Origin of the sequence: Nocardiopsis metallicus (assembly GCF_014201115.1) — a bacterium.
Classification (GTDB): domain Bacteria; phylum Actinomycetota; class Actinomycetes; order Streptosporangiales; family Streptosporangiaceae; genus Nocardiopsis; species Nocardiopsis metallicus.
In genome coordinates this window covers 3,833,536-3,853,288 of sequence record NZ_JACHDO010000001.1, presented here as the reverse complement: position 1 = coordinate 3,853,288, position 19,753 = coordinate 3,833,536, and the positions used below count along the sequence as shown (strand labels likewise).

Below are 19,753 nucleotides of genomic sequence, written 5' to 3'. Positions count from 1 at the left end.
TCACGGTAGAGATTTCGGAGGTGGTGGTCAAGATTGCTGAAGATATTCACGCCCGAGAATAAAAGCCAGGCCTTGGTGGGGTTCGGAGGTAGGTGCCGCACTCGCACAGGTCAGACCGCGTTGGACACCTCGCTCATGATCACGTGCCGTGGTGATACCGGGGTCGGGGCGCTGCGTTTCTGCACGGGGAGAATGCAGGAGCGACTGGTAGGAGCCCGTTTTCGCTACGTTGCCTTCGAGATCTGGGCACCGGCCCTGGGCTGTGGGGGTGATGAGGTCACGAGGCCGTGCCCGGACCCGGTCGGGTGTGGGGATGATGAACCTCGATGTGGTCGGCCCCGTCCAGCCGCAGCGACAGCAAAGGGGTGCGCGCTGTCACGATCACCACGGACGGGCCCCGGCCCGGGGTGAGGGCGTGCACCTGCGCGGCGGACACGGCGTCGTCGGCCAGCACCGCGACCTCGCGCCCGTAGGTATAGGAACGCCAGGCAGCAGCTCGGGCACTGAAGTCCGCGGGAATGGCGTCCGCACCGACGTGGATCGCGCGCAGGAAGCGGTCGAGGACCTCGTTAGGGTCGGTGGGCCCTTCAGGGTTCGACCCCTGAAGGTCGGCGAACAGGATGCCCTCGGTGTAGCGGTCGAGGTGTTGGTGGAGCAGGTGCGCGGCGATCCGGGTTTTGCCTGCCCCGGGTGGGCCGTGCAGGACGATGACCCGGGTCTGGTCGACGGGTGCTTCCCGCAGGAGGGTGTCCAAGCCCAGCCCCGAGTACGGCGGGGGAGCGGACATTGCGGGAATCTGGATCGGGCGGGGCCGCGCATAGGTGTTGACCACGGTGATGTTCCCGGCCTCGTAGGCCTGGACGATCTTGCCGCCATCGACGTTCTCCACCTGTGCCGTGAAAGGCGTGAAGGGGAGCGCTGGCCTTGAAGCGTCGTCGGGGTGGCGGGGGCCCTTCACGCGGCCCCCTGGTTGCGCCAGCGGGCGAAGTCGGCCAGCGGGGTGGAGTGCTGGCGGGCCGCCCATCCCAGGAACGCGGTGGTCGCGGTGACCAGCTCGGTACCGGTGATCCGCAGGGCTCCGTTGCGTGAGCCCACCCGGGTGTAGCGGCGCAAATAGACAGCGCCGGATGTGACTTCGAGGTCGGGAACCATCTGCTGGTGCTCCAGGTGGTGGAGCTTCCAGACGGGAAGGACATCCACCGTGCCTCCAGCAGCGGTCACGTGCTGGTAGCGGGCCAGGCAGTACTGCCTGGCCCGGCCCAACGGTTGGGCGGGTAGCCACAAGGTGCGGCGAGTGAGGCCGCGGGCGCGGTGTTCCTTGATCAGCTGCCCCCACCCGGGACGCTGCTCGAACAACATGGTTCGGGCGTGGAGAGTGTCGCCTCGGTACCAGTGCTGCCAGCTCGTCCAGTCCGGAGGTGCGTGGTCGCGGCGGGCCAGGGTCCACCAGGTCCCGGAGCTGGCCCGGTCGAGTTCGGAGGCCAGCTCCTCCTCTGTGACCGGTTCGCCCGTGGTGGTGGCCAGCAGGTCGAACAGGGTCAGGACCGGGTGCTGCTTGCGGCAGTAGCCGAGGAGGGGCGCGGTCTGGAAGGTGAGGGACTTGCGGCCCACGCGGCGTGCGATGAGCTTTCCTTCGTCGACCAGCCGGGCGAGTGTGGGCTGGGTGTGCCCGGTCAGGGTGCGGGCATCGGCGGTGGACACATACCGGCCGGGGTCGGTGAGGATACGGGCGCGCTGCTCGTAGGTGTAGGTGGCGGGTGCCATGAACCCAGGAGGCCTTTCCAAGTCGGAGGGGTCAGGTCAGGGAGGAAACCCAGGTGCCGGTCAGGGCGACCACGGTGGTGGCGGTGACATGGCCGACGAGGATGGGGGTCAACCGGCGAAACCCCACGTACAGGGCTGCGATGAGTAGACCGCTCACTCCGGTGGCCACGATCGCGGTCAAGTGGGGTTCAGCGATCACGATCCGGCCGCCCATGGAGATCAGCACGAAGGTTTGTGTGCTCATCTGGGTGGTGGTCAGCAGTGCGGCGAGGGTCCCCAGCAGGACGAGTTCGCTGATGATGGCGGTGGCGGTCTGGGTGAACAGCACCACCGGCAACCACCCACCGGCCGCAGGGCCGGGGCCTGCCAGCCAGATGAAGGCGTAGAGGATCAGGTAGACGGCCAGGGCCAAGCCGCCGAGGATGGCCGCGTCCAGGGCGTGCTCGGTACGGACCAGGTGGCGGGGCGAGCGCACCCAGCGGGGGACGATGCCGTACCCGTCACGGACCCCCACACCGGTGCGGCGGGCCACCCACCAGGACAGCAACGCCAACATCAGGACGATGGTGGCCCATGGCCCGGCCCAGAGCAGGGCGGTTGGCCAGGTGGTGGAGTGGGCGAGCACGGTGGGGGTGGCCAGGGTCAGGGCGAATAGGGCCATGACCATGCCCGCGAACACCGCGAACACCGGGAAAGGTCCGAGTTCGCGGGGGTGAGGGGTGATGTTGCTTCAGTTCGGTAGACACCTGTGAGCTGGGGTTTTACGCGGCCTGAGACAGCGCCGCAAGCCTGTCTTGAGCAACTTCGGTGTGGCGACGTTCATACTCAGCCGGGCTGAGCTGACCATTGGCCGAATGCCGCCGCCAGGGGTTGTAGAACCCCTCGATATAGGAGAACACCTCCCGCTCCGCATCCGCCCTGGTGGCGAAACGGGTGCGGTCGATCAACTCGGTCTCCAACGACGCGAAGAAGCTCTCGGTGACGGCGTTGTCGTAACACGACCCCGTCCGCCCCGTCGAGGGAGCGATCCCTGCCTCTTCGCAGCGGCGACCAAAGGCCAGACTGGTGTATTGCGATCCCTTGTCCGAGTGATGGATCAGCCCCGGACCGGGACGGCGGGCGGTCACCGCCATGGCCAGCGCGTCGCAGACCAGATCGGCGCGCATGTGAGGGGCCATCGCCCAGCCCACGATGCGGCGCGAGAACAGGTCCATCACCACCGCCAGGTACACCCACCCCTGGTCGGTGGGCACGTAGGTGATGTCCGCGCTCCACTTGGTGTTGGGGGCATGGGCGGTGAAGTCACGACCGACCAGATCCGGTGGGGCTGTGGCCATCCGGTCCTGGGAGGTCAGGCTTTTGCGGCCGGTGCGGCGGTGGACCCCGACCAGGCCCTGGCGGCGCATCAGCCGGGTGATGCGGTTGCGTCCAGCGCGGATGCCGTCGAGCTCGGCCAGGTCGGCCTGGAGCCTGGGGGAGCCGTAGGTGCCGCGGGAGCGCTCGTGGTGGCCCTGGATGCGCTCGGACAGGTCAGCGTCGGAGCGTTCCTTGGCCGTGGGGCCGTCCTGGATTCGGTGGTGGTGTTTGTAGTAGCCCTGCCGCGATACGCCGAGCAGCCGGGACATCAGGGAGACGGAGTGGCGTGTCTTTTCTTCGTCGATCAGCCGGAACATCACCGACTGGTCTCCCGGACGAAGAAAGCCGTGGCCTTGCGCAGGATCTCGCGCTCTTCGCGCAGCTGGGCGTTCTCTCGGCGAAGGCGGGCCAGTTCGGCCTTGTCATCGCTGGTGGTGCCCTCTGCCTGGCCGGAGTCGATCTTGGCCTGATTGATCCAGGTGCGGATCGTCTGGGCCGAGGGTTCGAACTCAGCTGCCAGGTCCTCGGGGCTACGGCCGGAGCGGGCCAGCGCGATGATCTGATCGCGGTACTCCGGCGGGTACGCAGGGCGGGTCTTGGGCACTTCAATCTCCTCGTTCAATGACAAAGTATCCGAAAGCGGACACCTGTCCACCGAACCGAAGCAAGATCAGGGTGTGTGTGGTGGAGAGCATGCGGGGCTTTCTAGGTGTTGGGGCCCGGGGCCTGCTTGAGCCGGGCAGGCCCCGGGCGTGGTGGACCGTCGGAAACCCCCTCAAGGGGTGCGTCGTCGGCCCACCGGTTCAGGAGGCCGGGCGGGTGCGCTGGTTCAGGTAGTGCTCGACCTCGTCCAGGCAGTAGAAGAGTTCGGCTGGTCCGCGCAGCGGGAGCAGCATGTAGATCGCCCCGAGCAGGCGGGGTTGGCGGGTCAGGACGAACCCGCACCCGGTGCTTGCGGCCTTCCATCGCAGATCCACGAAGCGTTGCCGCCGCGTGGCGATTCGCCAACGGTGGTCGATGCGGCGGCTCATCGGCGCTTTGGTCGGCCGGTGAGGTGATCCACGATCCCGAGGTCCTGGGCGTGCACCGGCCGGGAAGCGTCTCCGAGGAAGGCCAGGCGGCGCAGACTCTGCGCTGAGGACGGCAACTGCCACTCGGTGGGGGTGCGGGCGGGGTACTCGACCAGCCACCACAACTGATCGGGGCGGTGCTGGTGCAGGCGCAACGCCACCGCGCGTTGGGGGTGATGGCCGATGGGCTGGCCCTGTTCCCAGTGGCGGTCCTGGTAGAGGCGGGCATCGATCGACCACTCTCCAACCCGGACATGGGGCGTGTAGCCGATATCGAGCAGGGTGCTTTCCATCGCGGCCATCACGGCATGGGCACGGGGTGTGGGCCGGGGCATGGCCTGGGCCAGCGGCACCATCGAGAACAGCAGGCCGCTCACCGGGGCACCTCCGCCCAGACACCGGTACCGATCTTCAACGGCCCCCACGCGCGGGTCAGGGCGTCCACCAGGGTGAGGCCGCGGCCGTGCTGCGCGGACAGGTTCGGGGTGCGCCGGGTGGGGGTGCGTCCCTGACGGGGGCCGGCGTCGCGGACGGTGATGCGGATGTGACCGGCGTGCAGCGCCAGGCGGAGGGTGAATTGGCCACCTGCTCCTCCGCTGTGGGTGTGGTCGAGCGCGTTCGTGGCGAGCTCGGTGACCACCAGGGGGAACTGCTCGGGGGCCTCCTGACCCCAGGAGGTGAGGGTCTTCAGGGCCCAGCGGCGAGCTTCACCGACCTGGTGGGGTAGGCCTGGGAAGCTGTGGCGGGCTTGTCGTTCGGGCCTGGTGTGTGCGGGTTTGGGGGCGATACACTGCATGCGTCTTCACCTCGGTTACGTCGGGGTGGGGTGACAGCTCCGGTGGCCGCTCTCTACTTCGGTCCCCGGAGCTTTTGCTGTTTCGGGGTTGGCCCGCCTTTGGCTCCCAGCCGGGGTGGGCTGACGTCTGCTCGCATCCGATTGAGGGCGGGGCATACCTGCAGCCGCTCGCCCCACGGTCAAGCCCGTGGTTGTGGGGCGGCCGCCCCACCCAGCAGCTCCCTTATCTGGCCAGATCAGGGAGCTCTGAGGTGCTTGAAATCGACTCTTCCATTACTCCTGAAGCCTGGTCTATATTCATCGCAAAGAACGTTTGTGTTCGTATGTGAAGCGATACGAACTGATAGTTCGGCGATATTGGTGGTGAGGCGTGGGATCAAGCGATTCCTCTCGGCAGCGTTTCGGTAAGCTGCTCCTGAAATACCGTGGCCTATCAGGCATGACGCAGAAGGAGCTCGCTCGGGCCGCTGCGATCGCGCAGAGCACGATCAGCGATCTGGAGTCAGGAAAGAAAGGGACACGGAGGTCTCATATAGAACAAATCGATGCTGCCTTGAACACCAACGGGGTGCTGCTGAACTCCTGGGACGCGATGTTCTCCCCGACGGGCATGATCGGGTACTTCCGCGAAGTTGCCGAGGACGAGCAGGTGGCCATCGAGATTCGCGAGTACGCCCTCGGTCTCGTGCCGGGCCTAGTGCAGGTGGAACAGTACGCTCGCGCGATCAGCCAACTCGCGTCCCCCTACGATCAACCTGCGAGGATCGACCAAATAGTGCAAGCGCGACTCTTCCGGCAGCAGATCCTCGACCGAGAGCACCCGCCCATGATGGTTGTGCTGCTAGACGAGTCAGTTCTCCTGCGCCGGTTCTCCAACCCCCACGTCATGCCAGCCCAGATCGACCACTTGGTGAAGCTGAGCCATCGCCCCCGTATCACCGTCCAGGTCATCCCTGAGGCGACCGAGGATCACGTTGGTCTGAACGGGTCGTTTAGGCTGAGTACCGCCCCCGACAGCAGCCCTGTTGCCTACGTCGAGAGCCAGAAGACGGGCATGACCCTCAGGGAACCCGAGATCGTGGCAAGCTACGAGCGGACGTTCGCGGACCTGCGAAGTTCGGCGTTGCCGGTGGCCGCATCACGGTCACGGATGGAAGAGATTCGAGGCAGTATCACATGATGACCGAAGGTTGGAAGAAGTCCAGCTACAGCAACGGTGAAGGCGGCAACTGCGTCGAGGCTCGCGCCACCGACCAGGGAGCCGCGGTCCGCGACACGCAGAACCGCGAGCTGGGCCACCTGGACGCCCCTGCCCCTGAGTGGGCGGCCCTGGTGGCGGCAGTGCGCGGCGCATAGCGCGAAAGCAGCCCGTCTCCGCCGAAGTGCGTTGGGCGGGGACGGGCTTATGGGCCTTGAGCCTGGATCTTGGCCACGCTGAAGCCGACAGGTGTTCAGGAGGAAGCGAGAACCAGAGCATGGCCTACCAGCGGATCACGGTCCTGTTGACACCGGATCCCGCCCCTTGTCTTCACGGCCTTGAGTGTCAGGCCAAGTCAACCGTGTGACTGACTGAGTCGGCCTCCTCGGGTTCAGCAAGGGGCCTGTGCTGCGGCTACCGTCGTAGTGACCGCCACATTCCCATCTGGAACGGTGCCTGCATGAGCGACAGAGGCTATGCGATCCGTGCTCGGCTTCTCCACCCGATCTTCGTGATCCCCGCGCTTGTCACGGCGCTCATAGCTATCGGCTTGCTCTCTCAGGGCCTGTCCGGTTCCGACGACGGCCTAGTTGCTTCCGAGAATGATGCCCAGGGCGCGACAGCCCCGGCTCAGGCCACTTCTGACGAAGAAATTCCTGTCTTGGCCAGTGCACTCGATGTCGCGAACGATCTCGCTGCCGACTTCCCGATACGCACTTATACAGATAAGTCTGATGTCTGCGGGACGAATCAGCTCAACGTCGGGACATGGGTCGTGGACTGCATCGAGTGGATTGAAACTCGACACGTTCACATCTATGAGTTCGACAATGTGGCCCAGGCAAGGGCCCATGAAGAACTCGTGGGGCGCCGTGACGAGGACGAGACGCGGCGCTACTGCCACTTCCTCCTCGTCTGGGACCGATGGGACCACGGCCACGTGTCCGGCGAAGACCGCGACGCGATCATGGAGCACATGGAGATCTATGCCTGCCTGGGTAGCGATGCGAGGGACTGACTGGTAGGGCGCGGTCGAGCCGGTGTGCCGGGCGGTGCTGGGCCGAACTCGGCCGGCCACTGCGCGCCGTTCCCTTCCTGGAGCAAGCACTGGCCGGGTTCGATGACGCGCACGCCTGCGACAAGGCCTTGTATACGACCTGGCTGGCCTCGGCCTACGTCGCTGCTGGGGAGATCGAGCAGGCAGCGGCGAGTGCCGCCCGGGTGTTGGTCCTTTCCGTGGATGTGGCGTCGGTGCGTCCACGCCAGCGACTTGCTCTGGTGCTCGGCAAACTTGCCCACCACCGCGCTTTGCCCGAGGTCGCCGACGCGCTGGAGCTAGCCCGCACCCGTTAGATGGTCTCAGGGGCTGTGGTGGAGCCGACCCAGCGCAGGTAATCCGGGGAGCCTTCCACGATCGCGGTCGCGACGACCTCCGGGTTCGTCCACGGATGGTGTCCGATCAGGTGCGCCTGGATCTGCGGGTACTGGTCCGCGCGCGCTTTCAGCAGAAGCTGCCACTCCTCACCTGTTCCGAACTCGCCCAGGTGCCAGAACACCGACGTGACCGGGCCGACGATCTGCGCCCCGGCCGCGAGCTTGGCAGCTACCACGGACTTGGCCAGTTCCAGCGCCTGCTCGCGGGTTTCGGTCGCCGTGGACACCTGAAGGTAGTCGGTCATGGAGGGGCCCTTCGAGTCGTGTGGAGTACAGGGGACAACCTAGCCTCCGGGGTCCCTCAGCGGGGAGTCAACAACGGTGTCTACCCGCACGAGCTCCAACGCTTCGGACAGGCATATGGCCCGGGAGGTCAGGAGGGGGCCTCGCTCTGTGGACAGGCGATACGGCGTCCACGCCAAGAGACAAGAGCCCGTCGCCAGGGAGGGGCACACGAGGCTCGACGTTCGCAGAGCGGAAGGTGTTCCTCCTGAGCTGCCGTGACGGCAAGTTCGACATCCCACCGGGATAACTCACTGTGAAGAAGATAACGACCCACCCCGGATCAGGGAGAGTTCCGGTGTGTTCACAGCTGAGATGAGAGGTGTCGGTTCCATAGGTCGTCTCGTCAGTGATTATGGGGTGCCAGAGAATCTTCCTTGGGTGTCTTTCTTGGCGCGCTCGTGTGCGTGTCGGAAGAGTCCAGGAAGAATTTTTCAGAGATCCCTAGATTGAACACTCACGGTGACTCATGAGTCCACTGCGCAAGTGGCTGAGTCATCCCGTGAGTCCAGCATATGCGCAGGTAGAGGCTGTGAGTCTAGTCCTGAGTGCGTGACTCACACGCCTCGACGTCAGCGCTCCAGGCAGAAATCCTTTACCTTCCCTTGCTGTCTTTGAGTCACTTCTGAGTCTGCTCTGAGTCGAGATTGAGCGTGCTGTGAGTCCATTCTGAGCAACCCCTGAGTCTGCGATGCCTTTAAGTGGTCCGTGTCGGATCCCGGTGGCACTTCCAGGGGGAACACATGAACCTTTCGCTGCTTGGCCAGATCGAATCCAACTTCGTTCAGATCGCACCCACACACCTGACCCTGCACGGCGCCCACGCGCACCCTTCGTTGGAGGAGCGCACCTACTCGCTCCTTGAGCTGCGCGAGGTCCTCCTGGACCGCGCAACCCCGAACCAGGTGCGGGACGCGCTGTGGCGGCACACCATGCGGGCGGCCCGCCGCTCGCAGGAGTGGATGGTCGGCGCGCTCGGGCTGGCGATGCCTCTGCTGCGCGGATGCGTGGGCCGCGCCAGCCGGGGCCTGGACCCCGACAGTGTGCAGTGCATTGAGGCCGAGCTGGTGGCGTTCACGATCCGCCAGATCCGAACCGCCACCCTGGACCACGGCGCGTTGGGCTACTACCTGTTGTGCCGGGTGCGCCGCGCCGCTCTAGGCGAGCGCAAACGCGCCCTGGCCTCCGCCGCACAGCGGGGGTGGGGGACGGCCGAAGCCACCGACCTCGAGGACGACCCTGAGTCGACCCGCTCGTGTGAGTCGGTTCTTCAGGCGGCGGTGCGGGCCGGGGCCGTGACTGCTGCTGAGGCGGAGCTGATCGCCCGCACCCGTCTGGAGAAGGTCTCGTTGGTGGCGCTGTCCACCGAAACCGGGGTGGCCTACAAGACGCTGGCCAAGCGCCGCCAGCGGGCCGAGACCCGGCTCGCCGCCGCGCTGAGCGCGGCCCCCGGCCAAGCCCCGAGCACTTCTCCCTTCCTGTCGAGTGCGCCGGTTTCGCCCGGTGACGGGCACCGCGCCAACGAAGTCGCCCGGCCGAAGGCGTCGAAGGCGCCGTGGCCGTTGGCTTCCTAACTCAGTAAAAGGGCCGGTCGGGCCACTCGAGCTTCACGGGATGGCCCGACCAGCCCCCGACAGCGGGCCAAGACACCGAGCCGCCTCGAAGGACTGAGGGTGCGGCGGTGCTGAGAAGGGGGTTGGGGTGCGCAGGTTGTTGGTGATCATGGTCGCCGTCTTGGTAGCCACGGTGTGGTGCATGGTGACGGCCGATGACGCCTCGTGGGTGTGGGCCAACAGCACTGAGGGGGAGGTTGAGGGGCCGGACGAGCCAGCCGAGGCCACGGCGGCGCCGCTGGTGGCCGTGGTGGACCGGGTCTACCTGGTCATCATGGTCTTGGCCACCGCGCTCGGAACCCTTTTCCTTACGATCGCGGGGGTGCGGTGGCTGGTCGCCGGGGGCGAGCCGGGGGCGATCGACGGGGCCAAGAGGGCGCTGACGGGTGTGGCCCTCGGGTACGGGATCGCGGTGCTGGCCACGGTGCTGATGAGCATCCTGGAATGGATTCTCGCCGCGGGTGAGGCCGGTGGTGGCGCATGAGACCACTGCACACGTGGGTGCGGGTTCCGGCGGAGCCGCCTTCGGACGAGCCGTTGCCGCCGCCCTCGGACGACCCGCTCCCACCCCCGCAAGAACCCTCACCCGCACCAGAACCGGCGCCCGAGTCTGAGAGTGGTCCTGGCCCGGAGGAGCTGGATCCTGCTCCGGAGCCGGAGATCACCGACGACCCGCTCCCACCTCCCGAAGATGAGCGCGAGGACGAGCCCCGAGGCGGTCGGCAGGACCCGACCGAGCTTCCCAAGGATCCGGTGGAGTTAGAGACCGATGACAAGGTCTTCGACTGCGGGCTGACCGACGGCGGCTGCCACATCAGTAACTGGTTCGCGGACTTCGTTGTGTCCGGGTTGAACCCGGCCCTGGCATGGCTGGCGGAACGGGCGTTTTGGACCCCGATGCCGACCGAGGGCATGAAGGCCCTGCACTCCGGGATCCTGACCACCACCAACATCGTCTACCTGTTGCTGATCGTGGCGGGCGCGGTGATCGCCATGGGCTACCAGACCATCCAGACGCGCTACTCGGCCACCGACCTGCTGCCCCGGCTCGTGGCCGGGTTCGCCGCGGCGAACCTGTCGATGTGGATCTCCACCGAGATCATCCGGCTCTCCAACGACATGTCCACCGCCATCGGTGCGCGGGGCATCGATGCCCGCGAGGCGGCCGAGAATCTGCGCGACCGCATGGACGTCATCCTCACGGAGGCGTTGTTGTTCACCTTGCTGCTGCTGGTCGTCATCGTCGTCTTGCTGGTGGTGTGGATGATCAGTGAAGCGGTCCGCATCTGCGTGGTCATCGTCCTGGTCATCGGCGCCCCGCTGTTGCTGATGTTCCACGCCTTGCCGCACACCAACCGGCTCGCGGAGCTGTGGTGGAAATCCTTGGTGGGGGCGTGCGCGATCCCGATCGCCCAAGCCGTGGCCTTCCTGGCGATGATGCAGCTCTTCTTCGAAGGCCAGATGTCCTTGACGGGCAACATCACCGCTGCCCCCACCGGGCCGGGCGGGAACATGGTGGTGCTCGACACGGGCTCCGAGCACACCGTCACCCTGACCAGCAGCACGTTCGCTTCTCCTGAGAGCGGGAGCGCCAGCGGTGACGGGTGGCTGATGAACATCATGCTGCTCCTGGTGCTGCTGTATGTGCAGATCCGGATCGGCTCGTGGGTGAGCCGTCTGGTGTGGCAACCCAACCCCGGCACCTCACCGATCGCCGCCTTCTTGAAAAACATCGCCTGGATGCTCGCTTTCAGGTCGATGGGGAGTCTTCGGTTGCCGAAAGCGTTCGACCTCGGTTTCCGTAAACCCCAGTTCTCCTGGCCCCAACGCCGCGCTGGCAAGCCGCTGCCCCGCTACCAGCCCAAACCGGGGTCCGGGCTCCAGCCGCTCCAGCCCCAGGCGTGGTGGTACCGCCACCGCCACGACCCGCCCGATCCAGCCGGGGACCTCACACGGGGCGGGCGGCGCACTCTCCCCGGACCGGGGGCCAGTGGCCACTGGCCCCGACCCGGCCCCGACCCCGGTGGTCCCACACCTGCTCTGCCAGGCCAGAAAGCCCTGGGCCCGGCGCCGCCGCCGCGACCCGCACCGCCCGCGCCCGCACGTCGCGTGTTGGAGGAGGGCCGTATGCCCGGATCACCCAAGACCGGACAGCAGACGCTCTTCGCCCGCCCCTCACCACCTGGTGCCAAGCCTCACGGTGGTGGCGCTGCTGGGACACCGCAGCGCCGGTGGCGGCAAGGGGTGCTGCCGACCCCGCCTCCGGTCCGGGTTCCGGGCCGGCGGGCAACCGAGCGCCTCGGTCTTCCCGACCCCGCACCTCGCCCAGCGTCTGCGCCGAGGGTGCGTCACCTGCCGGAGGCGCCGCCCGTGCAGTGGACCAAGCCCGCCCACGTCAAAGGCCAGCAGCCCTTGTTCTCATCCCCGCGGCGGGTGTGGAAGCAGTACGGGCTCTTCCCCAAACCTCGCCGCGACACCAAGTGAGCTCTGACCCGCACGTGCAGGACATCGAGAAAGGGAGCTTGTGCAGGAAGAACCCTCGGCGTGGCGGGGCCGCATCCCCGCTGACATCGACCGCCCCGAACCCCTGCTGTTCAACCTCACCGCCCGCCAGTGCCTGATCATCGCCCCAGCCCTGGCCGCAGCCTGGATCGCCTACCTGCTCCTACGCGACATGGTGCCGCTGTGGGTCCTCGCGCTGGGACTGGCCCCGCTCCTGGGCGCGGTCATCGCGATCGCGCTGGCCGAGCGCGACGGCCGAGGCCTGGAGAAGGTCCTGGCCAGCGCGTGGGTGTGGAAGCGCTCACCCCAGCACCTGGTCCCCGCACCCTCCGGTGAACTCCCGGCGTTGCCGCGTTGGGCACCCCGATTCAGGCAACCGAGGCTAGCGCCGTTGCGCCTGCCCGCCTCGGCCATCACCCCCAGCGGGGTGATCGACCTGCAAGGCAGGTGCGCGGCGGTGATCGCCTGCACCACCCTCCCGTTCCAACTCGCCTCCGGTCGTGAGCAGGACCAGGTCGTGGCGGCGTTCGCCGGGGTGCTCGACTCGCTGACCGAACCCGTCCAGATCCTGGTGCAACGCCGCCGTGCTGACCTGTCGGGGCTGGTAGCGATGGTGCGCGCCAACGCCGACCACCTGCCCCACCCGGCCCTGGCCGATGCTGCGGCCGCGCACGCCGACTTCCTCGACGAGATCGCCGCCACCCACGAGCTCTCCCACCAGCAGGTGCTGGTCGTGGTCACCGCCACCGGAACCGCCCGGCGCACCGGTGGGGCTCTACGGCGCCGTACGGAAGATGTCGCGGATCGGCTCGCCGCACTCGGGATCCGCACGCAGGTCTTGGACGGCGAGGCGGTCGAGCAGGCGCTACGGGCGTCTATGACCGCCCCTGGCACACACCTGACCGACCCCGAGAACGGCGCCGACTCCTGCGACGGAGATCTCGACACCACCGACGAGCGGGAGGACTGAGGAGATGGTTGTGCGCAGTTTGTGGAAACACGCCGGTTCACCGGCTCTGGGCGGCCCGGCTATCCATGTCGGAGCCCGCTACCTGGAGGTCGAGGGCGGGGTGTGCCAGAGCCTGGCGGTCACTGGCTACCCGCGCGAGGTCGCGGTCGGCTGGGCCGAACCCTTGCTGGCCTACCCGGGCCAGCTCGACATCGCTTTTCACCTGGACCCGGTCCCCGCCCCCCGCGCCGCCACCCAGCTGCGCAAACGCCGAGCCCGGTTGGAGTCGGCGCACCGCACCAGCACGGGTCAGGGCCGGGTGGAGGACCCGCACCAGCTGGCGGCCGCGGCTGATGCGGCGGAGATCGCTGACCGCATCGCTACCGGCCAGGGCAAGCTCTTTCGGGTCGCGGTCTACATCACCGTGCACGCCACCTGCCTGGAGCACCTGGAGGCCGAACTCCAGCAGGTCAAAGCGCTCTGTGACTCGCTTCTGGTGGACGCTGTGCCCTCCACGTTCCGTTCCCTAACGGGATGGATCTCCACACTCCCGCTGGGCACCGACGCGCTCGGGATGGGCCGGTCGATGGACACTGACGCCGCCGCCACCTTGCTGCCTTTCACCTCCCCGGAACTGGTCGCGGACCTGGGCGAGACCACCGTGGTTTATGGCACCAACACCCACAGCAGCGGCTTGGTGGCCTGGGACCGGTTCTGCGGCGATCTGGATAACCACAACAGCGTGATTCTCGCCCGCTCCGGTGCGGGCAAGTCTTACCTCGCCAAGCTGGAGATCCTCCGCTCCTTGCTGGTCGGTGTTGAGGTCGCGGTCATCGACCCCGAGGGGGAGTACCTGCGTCTGGCCGAGGCGGTGGGCGGCACCACCATCAGCCTCGGCACCCCGCAAGGGCGGTTGAACCCGTTCGCCCTACCGCTGCCGCAGGAGGGCGAGGACGGCAGGTCGTTCACGTCCAGGGCGCTGTTCCTGCACACCCTGATCGGGGCGATGGTCGGTGAGCTGACCGCGACTGACAAGTCGGTGTTGGACCGGGCGCTCGTGACCGCCTACGCCGGGGCCGGGATCACCCGCGACCCGACCACCTGGGATCGGGTCGCGCCGGTGCTGGCGGATCTGGCCGAGGCGTTGGAGGAGATCGCCACCGACCCCAGTACAGGAGCAGCCCTTGCTGCTGCGGCTCAAGGCTTGGCCGAGCGGCTCGAGCCTTTCGTTCACGGCTCCCACGCGGCCCTGTTCGAGGGCGCCTCTACCGCGAATGTGGGCGGGTACCTGACCGTCGTCTCCCTCAAAGAGTTGTCGGAGGAAGTACGGCCGGTCGGAGTGCTGCTCGTACTCGACGCCATCTGGCGACACGTCACCGCACCCGGACCCGCCCGGCCCCGGATGGTGGTGGTCGATGAGGCCTGGCTTCTGCTGCAGGACCCGGCCGCGGCCCGCTACCTGGCCCGCTGGTCCAAAGCCGGACGCAAACACTGGCTGGGCCTGACCCTGGTCACCCAAGACGTGGGCGACGTGCTGGCCACGGAGCTGGGCCGGGTGGTGATCGCCAACGCCGCCACCCAGGTGCTGCTGAAACAGGCCCCGCAGAACCTCGACGCGGTAGCCGAAGCCTTCCACCTCTCGGCGGGCGAGACCCACCTGGTGGGCACCGCCCCCCGAGGCTCCGCCCTGCTGGTGGCGGGCCATCAGCGAGTCGGCTTCCACCCGCTGGCTTCTGCGCATGAGCACGCGCTGATCACCTCCGACCCGGCCGAGCTGGCCGCGATGCGCGCCGAGGCGGAAGCAGCGTCCGCTGAGTTCGAAGACCACGACCAGGACGACGAGACCGATCGTGCCTGGGACCAGAACGAGGACATCGAAGAAGAGGTGGTGTGATGCTCGGCTTCCTGCTCGGCGGGGGGATCTTCCTCCTGATCGCGGCGATCCCGCTCACCGGGGGTTTGGTGGGCGCGGTGGTGCTCGGGTTCAGGTGGGCCCGCCACGTCCACCTGTCCAAGGAAGCCAGGGTGGTGGAGATCCTGCCCCCGCCCGAAGCCAGCCTGGAGAACGCGCGTGCGTTCTGGCAGCACACCATGGGGCTGCTGCGCCCGCGCTGGTCGCGGTGGCTGTTCCAACCCCACCTGGCCCTGGAAATCATCGGCTCAGCGGCCGGGGTTCGCTACCAGGTGTGGGTGCCCGGGACGGTGCCTCCGGGCACGGTGGAGCGGGCGATCTCGGCGGCCTGGCCCGGTGCCACCACCTCCACCCGCCGCTTGGCCCCGCAGGAGTCACCGCTCCCAGCGGGTGCTTACACCACCGGCGGGCACCTGGGGCTGGGGCGGGCGGAGGTGTTCCCGTTGCAGACTCGGTTCGATGACGACCCTGCCCGTCCCTTGCTGGGTGCGATGGAGGACCTGGTCGAGGGCGAACACGCCCTGGTGCGCATTACCGCCCGCCCGGTTACGGGGTGGCGGGCTGCGAAGGCCCGCCAAGCAGCAGCCCGGATCGCTGGGCACGCCGGGATGGGCACGGCCGTGGTCGACGCCTTCACCCCAGCCGGGGCTGGAGGCGGGGGTGGGGCACGGCGGTCGGTGTCGTTGCCGGGGACCGGGGACGACATCCGCGCGATCCTGAACAAAGCCTCCAGCCCGAGGCTGGCGTGCTCGCTCTCCTACATCCTGACCACCACACACGAGGGTGATGAGTTCCGGGATCGGTTGCGGGGGCGCGCTCACGGCATCGCTTCGAGCTTCGCGGCGTTCACCTCGGGCACCAACCACTTGGGGCGGCACTTGATGTTCAAGCCCGAGTGGTGGGCGGTGAACCGGTTCCTGGCCCGAGGGGCACTGCTGTCCACTGCTGAGCTGGCGGGGGTCGCGCATCTGCCCACCGACACCAGCGTGCCCGGCCTGGCCCGCGCTGGAGCGCGCCCGGCCGCACCCGCACCGGCCGTTCCGCGCGGGGGCGAGAACACCCGGGTGGTCGGGGACGCCGACGCCGGCACGAACCGTCCGGTGGCCTTGGGTGTGGTGGAGGCCCGTCAGCACACCCACATCCTCGGCAAAACCGGCTCCGGCAAGTCCACCCTGCTGGCCAACCTCGTCCTCCAAGACGCGGAGGCGGGTCGGGCGGGGCTGGTGATCGACCCGCGAGGGGACCTGATTACCGACATCCTGGCCCGCCTGCCCGAGCACGCCGTCAACCGAGTGGTGCTCTTCGATCCGGACGACAACGCGGCGCCTCCCCGGTTGAACCTGCTGCAGGGCCCGGATGCGGACTTTACGAGCGACACCGTGGTGGGGATCTTCCGAAGGATTTACGCCGAGTACTGGGGGCCTCGCACCGACGACATCCTGCGGGCCGCCACACTCACGTTGACTCGGGCCAAGGACCCCACACTGACCCTGGGGGACGTGCCGCGCCTGCTCTCCAATGACGACCTGCGCACCGAGGTGATGGCCAAGGTCGTCCAGAACACCGGTAAGGACGAAGCCCTCGCTGATTTCTGGGGCTGGTACTCCGGGCTCACCGTCTCGGCCCGCTCGTCGGTGACCGGGCCGGTCCTCAACAAACTGAGGACGGCGCTTCTGCGCAAATGGGTGCGCCAAGTGGTGGCCTCGGGGCCTTCCACCATCGACTTGCCGAAGCTGTTCGACTCCGGGCACCTGGTGCTGCTGCGCCTGCCCAAGGGCCGCCTGGGTGAGGACACCTCGAGCCTGATCGGGTCGTTCGCGTTGGCGGCGACCTGGCAGGCGGTCACCGCCCGTATCCACACACCCGAACACCAGCGTAAGGACCTGTGCGCGTACGTGGACGAGTGCCAGAACTTCCTGAACCTGCCCGGCAGTCTGGAGGACATGCTCGCCGAAGCCCGCGGCTACCGGCTCGGCCTGACCCTGGCTCACCAGGAACTCGGCCAGCTCCCGGGGGACCTGAGGAAGGCGGTCTCGGCCAACGCCCGCTCCAAGATCTACTTCTCCGCCTCACCCGATGACGCGGTGAGCCTGCAGCAGCACACCCAGCCGGTGCTGGGCGCCTATGACCTCACTCACTTGGGCGCGTTCCAGGCCGCGGTACGCCCGCTGGTGGGGGCCAAGGAACTCGCAGCGACCACCGTGAAGACCCGGCCCTTGCCGGAGGGGATCAAGGGCCGGGCCACTCAGGTGCGTCGGGCCGCCCGCGTGCACGGGCCTGACGCCCAGGCGCAACCAGAAGAGCGACGGGGAAGCTACTAAAGGGGGCCGATGGTGAGCACTGAAACGGATCCGACCGACACCCTGCTGAGTCTGGTCCCCAAGATCACTCCCCGGGACCGGAAGGTCCTGAACGATCTGTACGACCACCAGGTTCTGACCACCCACCACCTACACCAGTTGCACTTCGAGGGGCGGGCCGTGCGCACGGTCAACCAGCGGTTGCGTCAGCTGCGCTCCTACGAGCTGATCGCTCCGTTCCGCCCCTACACGCGTGCGGGTACGAGCCCTCACCATTGGGTGGTGGACCGGCTCGGCGTGCAGTTGGTGGCCGCGCAACGGAACACAGCGCTAGCGGAGTTGGACTACCGGGCCGACCACCGGATGCGGGTCGCCCTGGACTACCAGTTGGGGCACGTGCTCGGGCTGGCCGACACCTTCGTGGCCTTCGCTCTGGCCGCCCGCCGCACCCGCTCGGCGTCGTTGGAGTGCTGGTACTCCGAGCGTGAGAGCGCGCGCCGGTGGGGGCGCCATATTCGCCCCGATGCCTACCTGCAGTGGGACCAGGACCAGGCGGAGTTGCACGCCTTCGTGGAGTACGACACCGGCACCGAACCCTTGACGAAGGTGGCGCGCAAGATGAAGGGGTACACGAATCTGGCCACGGAGAGCGGACTGGCCTCGATCGTGCTGTTCGCGGTCCATTCCGATCAGCGCGCCGAGCATCTTCTGCACAAGCTCGCCCAAGCACCTTCAGCACAGTTGCGGATGGTGGGGGCCTACGTGAGCACCCACGAACGGCTGCGCAAGCGCGGCCCCGAGCGGGCGGTGTGGCAGGTGCCAGGGGAGTTGAGCGGGCAGTGGTTGAGCCTGGTCGACATCGCTCTGCGCCATCCCCGTAAGGAGCAGGGCCAGGACGACAGCGAGTGATGCGCTATGTCTTCGTTGGTGCGGGGGTTCTCTTCATGGTGCCGGTGCTGTTCATCGGCGTGTTGGGCAACTCGGGCCAGCACGCGGTGGGGGTGCCGGGCGAGGTGGAGGGGATCCCCGCCCCGGTCCTGGAAGCCTATGTTCAGGCCGCCGCACGGTTGGAGGAAGAGTTCGCGGGCTGTACGGGTATGGAGTGGCCGGTGCTGGCCGGGATCGGCAAAGTCGAATCCAACCACGTGGCCGGGAGGCAGGTGTCGGCGTCGGGGGATGTGCGGCCCAAGATGATCGGCCCCCGCTTGGACGGGAGCGGGGTCGGGGGCAACACCACACCCCACATGGACAGCGACAACGGCGAGTGGGATGGGGACACCGAGTTTGACCGGGCGGTGGGGCCGATGCAGTTCATCCCCACCACCTGGGCTTCCCACGGCCTGGACGGCAACGGTGACGGCATCGCCGACCCGCACAACATCCACGACGCCATGTGGAGCGCGGCGGTGTACTTGTGCGTGAGCCACCCCCGAGCCGAGCCGGTCGACTTCACCGACCCGGACCATCTCGAAGCGGCGCTGCTGCGCTACAACCGCGCCGGGTGGTACGTGGACAAAGTCGTGGGGCACATCGACGCCTATGCCGAGATCGCCGCCCAGACCGCTGCGCAGGTTCCCCGGGTGGGGACGGGGGCCAGCAGCGAGCAGGGGCGGGCGGCGGCGGAGTGGGCGCTGGCCCAGGTCGGCAAGCCCTACCTCTGGGGCGGCACCGGCCCACACGCGTTCGACTGCTCGGGGCTGACCATGCAGGCCTGGAAAGCAGCCGGGGTTGCTTTGCCGCGGGTGACCACCGACCAGGTCAACACCGGAACACGCATCGGCTTGGACGATCTACAGCCGGGAGACCTGCTGTTCTACGACACCGGAGCCCCGGGAGGCAGCCCCTCACACGTGACCATGTACGTAGGCGGCGGGCAGATGGTCAACTCACCGCGCACGGGGCAGAGCATCCGGGTCGAACCCGTGGACGGTGAGTACTACAGCGCTCGGTTCGTGGCGGCGGTGCGGCCGGGCTGAGCGGCCACCACCCGCTCCACAACGGAACAGGGCGGCCCCAGCCCGGGAACCCCCGGGTCGGGGACGCCCAGCGGGCGGTGGGGCGGCTGTGGGGCTGTGCGGGCACGTCGCCCGCGCGGCCCCATTTCCCGTGTTTTCGCTGGTCCATGACTTCTACGCAATGCGGGGTTGAAAATACTCGCTTGCATAGGGAAACATCGCACCCACGCCGTTCCACCCGGGTGAACGCGATTCCTATTTGTCCGAATTCTTTCGCGTGCTCAAAAGAAAGGGCTCCTTTGTGATGCCCGCACACACCCTCCGCCTGCCCCCGCTCACCTCGGCCGAGCGGTCGCGAAGAGCCAGCTAGAGGCACCTGTTCGCTGGCATCGGGCGGGGTGTGGAAGCGCAGCCTTGGTGAGGGCGTACGACTTCGCCGGGGCCATTGACACCCGCCCCGCCCCGAACAGCGGAACACGCGCCTCAAGAAAAAGCGAAGAACAAAAGAAAAAGGTGCCTCGGACGGTGCTGGAACACCGCCCGAGGCGTGATCCCCCACCTGAAGCGACCAGGAGGAAGACCATGGACCATGGTAGGGGCCGACACCGCAGGCGTCGACGCG

The 19,753-nt window shown here is 67.6% G+C and carries 20 protein-coding genes; 12 read left to right on the top strand and 8 right to left on the bottom strand.

Annotation, left to right across the window (positions count from 1 at the left end; genetic code table 11):
• Nucleotides 1–277 precede the first annotated feature (277 nt).
• The 7 genes from HNR07_RS16760 to HNR07_RS16730 form a co-directional block, all read right to left on the bottom strand.
• Complete coding sequence (locus HNR07_RS16760) at nucleotides 278–889, bottom strand: ATP-binding protein (protein ID WP_184365794.1); 612 nt, start codon at nucleotides 887–889, stop codon at nucleotides 278–280.
• A 65-nt stretch (nucleotides 890–954) separates the two neighbouring features.
• Nucleotides 955–1,764 (bottom strand): DUF6879 family protein, encoded by an 810-nt coding sequence (locus HNR07_RS16755; RefSeq protein ID WP_184365793.1) that lies wholly within the window; start codon nucleotides 1,762–1,764, stop codon nucleotides 955–957.
• Nucleotides 1,765–1,795: 31 nt separating this feature from the next.
• Nucleotides 1,796–2,452 (bottom strand): hypothetical protein, encoded by a 657-nt coding sequence (locus HNR07_RS16750; protein WP_184365792.1) that lies wholly within the window; start codon nucleotides 2,450–2,452, stop codon nucleotides 1,796–1,798.
• 73 nt (nucleotides 2,453–2,525) lie between these two features.
• Nucleotides 2,526–3,724 (bottom strand): IS3 family transposase gene (locus HNR07_RS16745; protein WP_184371482.1). Its coding sequence is split into 2 segments (ribosomal slippage): nucleotides 2,526–3,481 and nucleotides 3,481–3,724, totalling 1,200 coding nucleotides; the frame shifts between segments, so codons are not numbered across the junction.
• 199 nt (nucleotides 3,725–3,923) lie between these two features.
• Complete coding sequence (locus tag HNR07_RS16740; protein WP_184365791.1) at nucleotides 3,924–4,151, bottom strand: hypothetical protein; 228 nt, start codon at nucleotides 4,149–4,151, stop codon at nucleotides 3,924–3,926.
• On the bottom strand, nucleotides 4,148–4,567 hold the full coding sequence (locus HNR07_RS16735; protein ID WP_184365790.1) for a hypothetical protein: 420 nt from the start codon (nucleotides 4,565–4,567) through the stop codon (nucleotides 4,148–4,150). The genes HNR07_RS16740 and HNR07_RS16735 overlap by 4 nt, the downstream gene beginning before the upstream one ends.
• Complete coding sequence (locus HNR07_RS16730; protein ID WP_184365789.1) at nucleotides 4,564–4,986, bottom strand: ATP-binding protein; 423 nt, start codon at nucleotides 4,984–4,986, stop codon at nucleotides 4,564–4,566. The genes HNR07_RS16735 and HNR07_RS16730 overlap by 4 nt, the downstream gene beginning before the upstream one ends.
• Before the next feature lie 370 nt (nucleotides 4,987–5,356).
• Between HNR07_RS16730 and HNR07_RS16725 the strand changes: the two genes are divergently transcribed.
• From HNR07_RS16725 to HNR07_RS16710, 4 genes are all read left to right on the top strand, one after another.
• On the top strand, nucleotides 5,357–6,166 hold the full coding sequence (locus tag HNR07_RS16725) for a helix-turn-helix domain-containing protein (protein ID WP_184365788.1): 810 nt from the start codon (nucleotides 5,357–5,359) through the stop codon (nucleotides 6,164–6,166).
• A complete protein-coding gene (locus HNR07_RS16720) occupies nucleotides 6,163–6,342 on the top strand; it encodes a DUF397 domain-containing protein (protein WP_184365787.1) in 180 nt (59 codons plus the stop codon). The genes HNR07_RS16725 and HNR07_RS16720 overlap by 4 nt, the downstream gene beginning before the upstream one ends.
• A gap of 302 nt (nucleotides 6,343–6,644) precedes the next feature.
• Nucleotides 6,645–7,202, top strand: coding sequence for a hypothetical protein (locus tag HNR07_RS16715; RefSeq protein ID WP_184365786.1), 558 nt, complete (start codon nucleotides 6,645–6,647; stop codon nucleotides 7,200–7,202).
• Between the two features lie 128 nt (nucleotides 7,203–7,330).
• Nucleotides 7,331–7,537, top strand: coding sequence for a hypothetical protein (locus tag HNR07_RS16710; RefSeq protein ID WP_184365785.1), 207 nt, complete (start codon nucleotides 7,331–7,333; stop codon nucleotides 7,535–7,537).
• Here the strand turns inward: HNR07_RS16710 and cutA are convergent.
• Nucleotides 7,534–7,863: a divalent-cation tolerance protein CutA gene (gene cutA, locus HNR07_RS16705; protein ID WP_184365784.1), complete on the bottom strand. Its 330-nt coding sequence runs from the start codon at nucleotides 7,861–7,863 to the stop codon at nucleotides 7,534–7,536. The two genes, HNR07_RS16710 and cutA, sit on opposite strands and share 4 nt — an antisense overlap.
• A gap of 780 nt (nucleotides 7,864–8,643) precedes the next feature.
• Between cutA and HNR07_RS16700 the strand changes: the two genes are divergently transcribed.
• The 8 genes from HNR07_RS16700 to HNR07_RS16665 all read left to right on the top strand — a co-directional run bounded on the left by HNR07_RS16700 (nucleotide 8,644) and on the right by HNR07_RS16665 (nucleotide 19,152).
• On the top strand, nucleotides 8,644–9,474 hold the full coding sequence (locus HNR07_RS16700; protein WP_184365783.1) for a sigma-70 family RNA polymerase sigma factor: 831 nt from the start codon (nucleotides 8,644–8,646) through the stop codon (nucleotides 9,472–9,474).
• A gap of 127 nt (nucleotides 9,475–9,601) precedes the next feature.
• A complete protein-coding gene (locus HNR07_RS16695; RefSeq protein WP_254418074.1) occupies nucleotides 9,602–9,997 on the top strand; it encodes a hypothetical protein in 396 nt (131 codons plus the stop codon).
• A 269-nt stretch (nucleotides 9,998–10,266) separates the two neighbouring features.
• Nucleotides 10,267–11,997, top strand: a complete 1,731-nt coding sequence (locus tag HNR07_RS16690; protein WP_184365782.1) for a hypothetical protein — start codon at nucleotides 10,267–10,269, stop codon at nucleotides 11,995–11,997.
• A gap of 40 nt (nucleotides 11,998–12,037) precedes the next feature.
• Nucleotides 12,038–12,985 carry a PrgI family protein gene (locus HNR07_RS16685; RefSeq protein ID WP_184365781.1) on the top strand — a complete coding sequence of 316 codons (948 nt, stop codon included), beginning with the start codon at nucleotides 12,038–12,040 and terminating at the stop codon, nucleotides 12,983–12,985.
• A gap of 10 nt (nucleotides 12,986–12,995) precedes the next feature.
• A complete protein-coding gene (locus HNR07_RS16680; RefSeq protein ID WP_301184259.1) occupies nucleotides 12,996–14,858 on the top strand; it encodes a VirB4 family type IV secretion system protein in 1,863 nt (620 codons plus the stop codon).
• Nucleotides 14,858–17,197, top strand: a complete 2,340-nt coding sequence (locus HNR07_RS16675; protein WP_184365779.1) for a type IV secretory system conjugative DNA transfer family protein — start codon at nucleotides 14,858–14,860, stop codon at nucleotides 17,195–17,197. The genes HNR07_RS16680 and HNR07_RS16675 overlap by 1 nt, the downstream gene beginning before the upstream one ends.
• A gap of 9 nt (nucleotides 17,198–17,206) precedes the next feature.
• Nucleotides 17,207–18,085 carry a replication-relaxation family protein gene (locus HNR07_RS16670; RefSeq protein ID WP_221318847.1) on the top strand — a complete coding sequence of 293 codons (879 nt, stop codon included), beginning with the start codon at nucleotides 17,207–17,209 and terminating at the stop codon, nucleotides 18,083–18,085.
• A complete protein-coding gene (locus tag HNR07_RS16665; protein ID WP_184365777.1) occupies nucleotides 18,085–19,152 on the top strand; it encodes a C40 family peptidase in 1,068 nt (355 codons plus the stop codon). Before HNR07_RS16670 ends, HNR07_RS16665 begins: the two co-directional genes overlap by 1 nt.
• The last annotated feature ends 601 nt before the right edge of the window (nucleotides 19,153–19,753 follow it).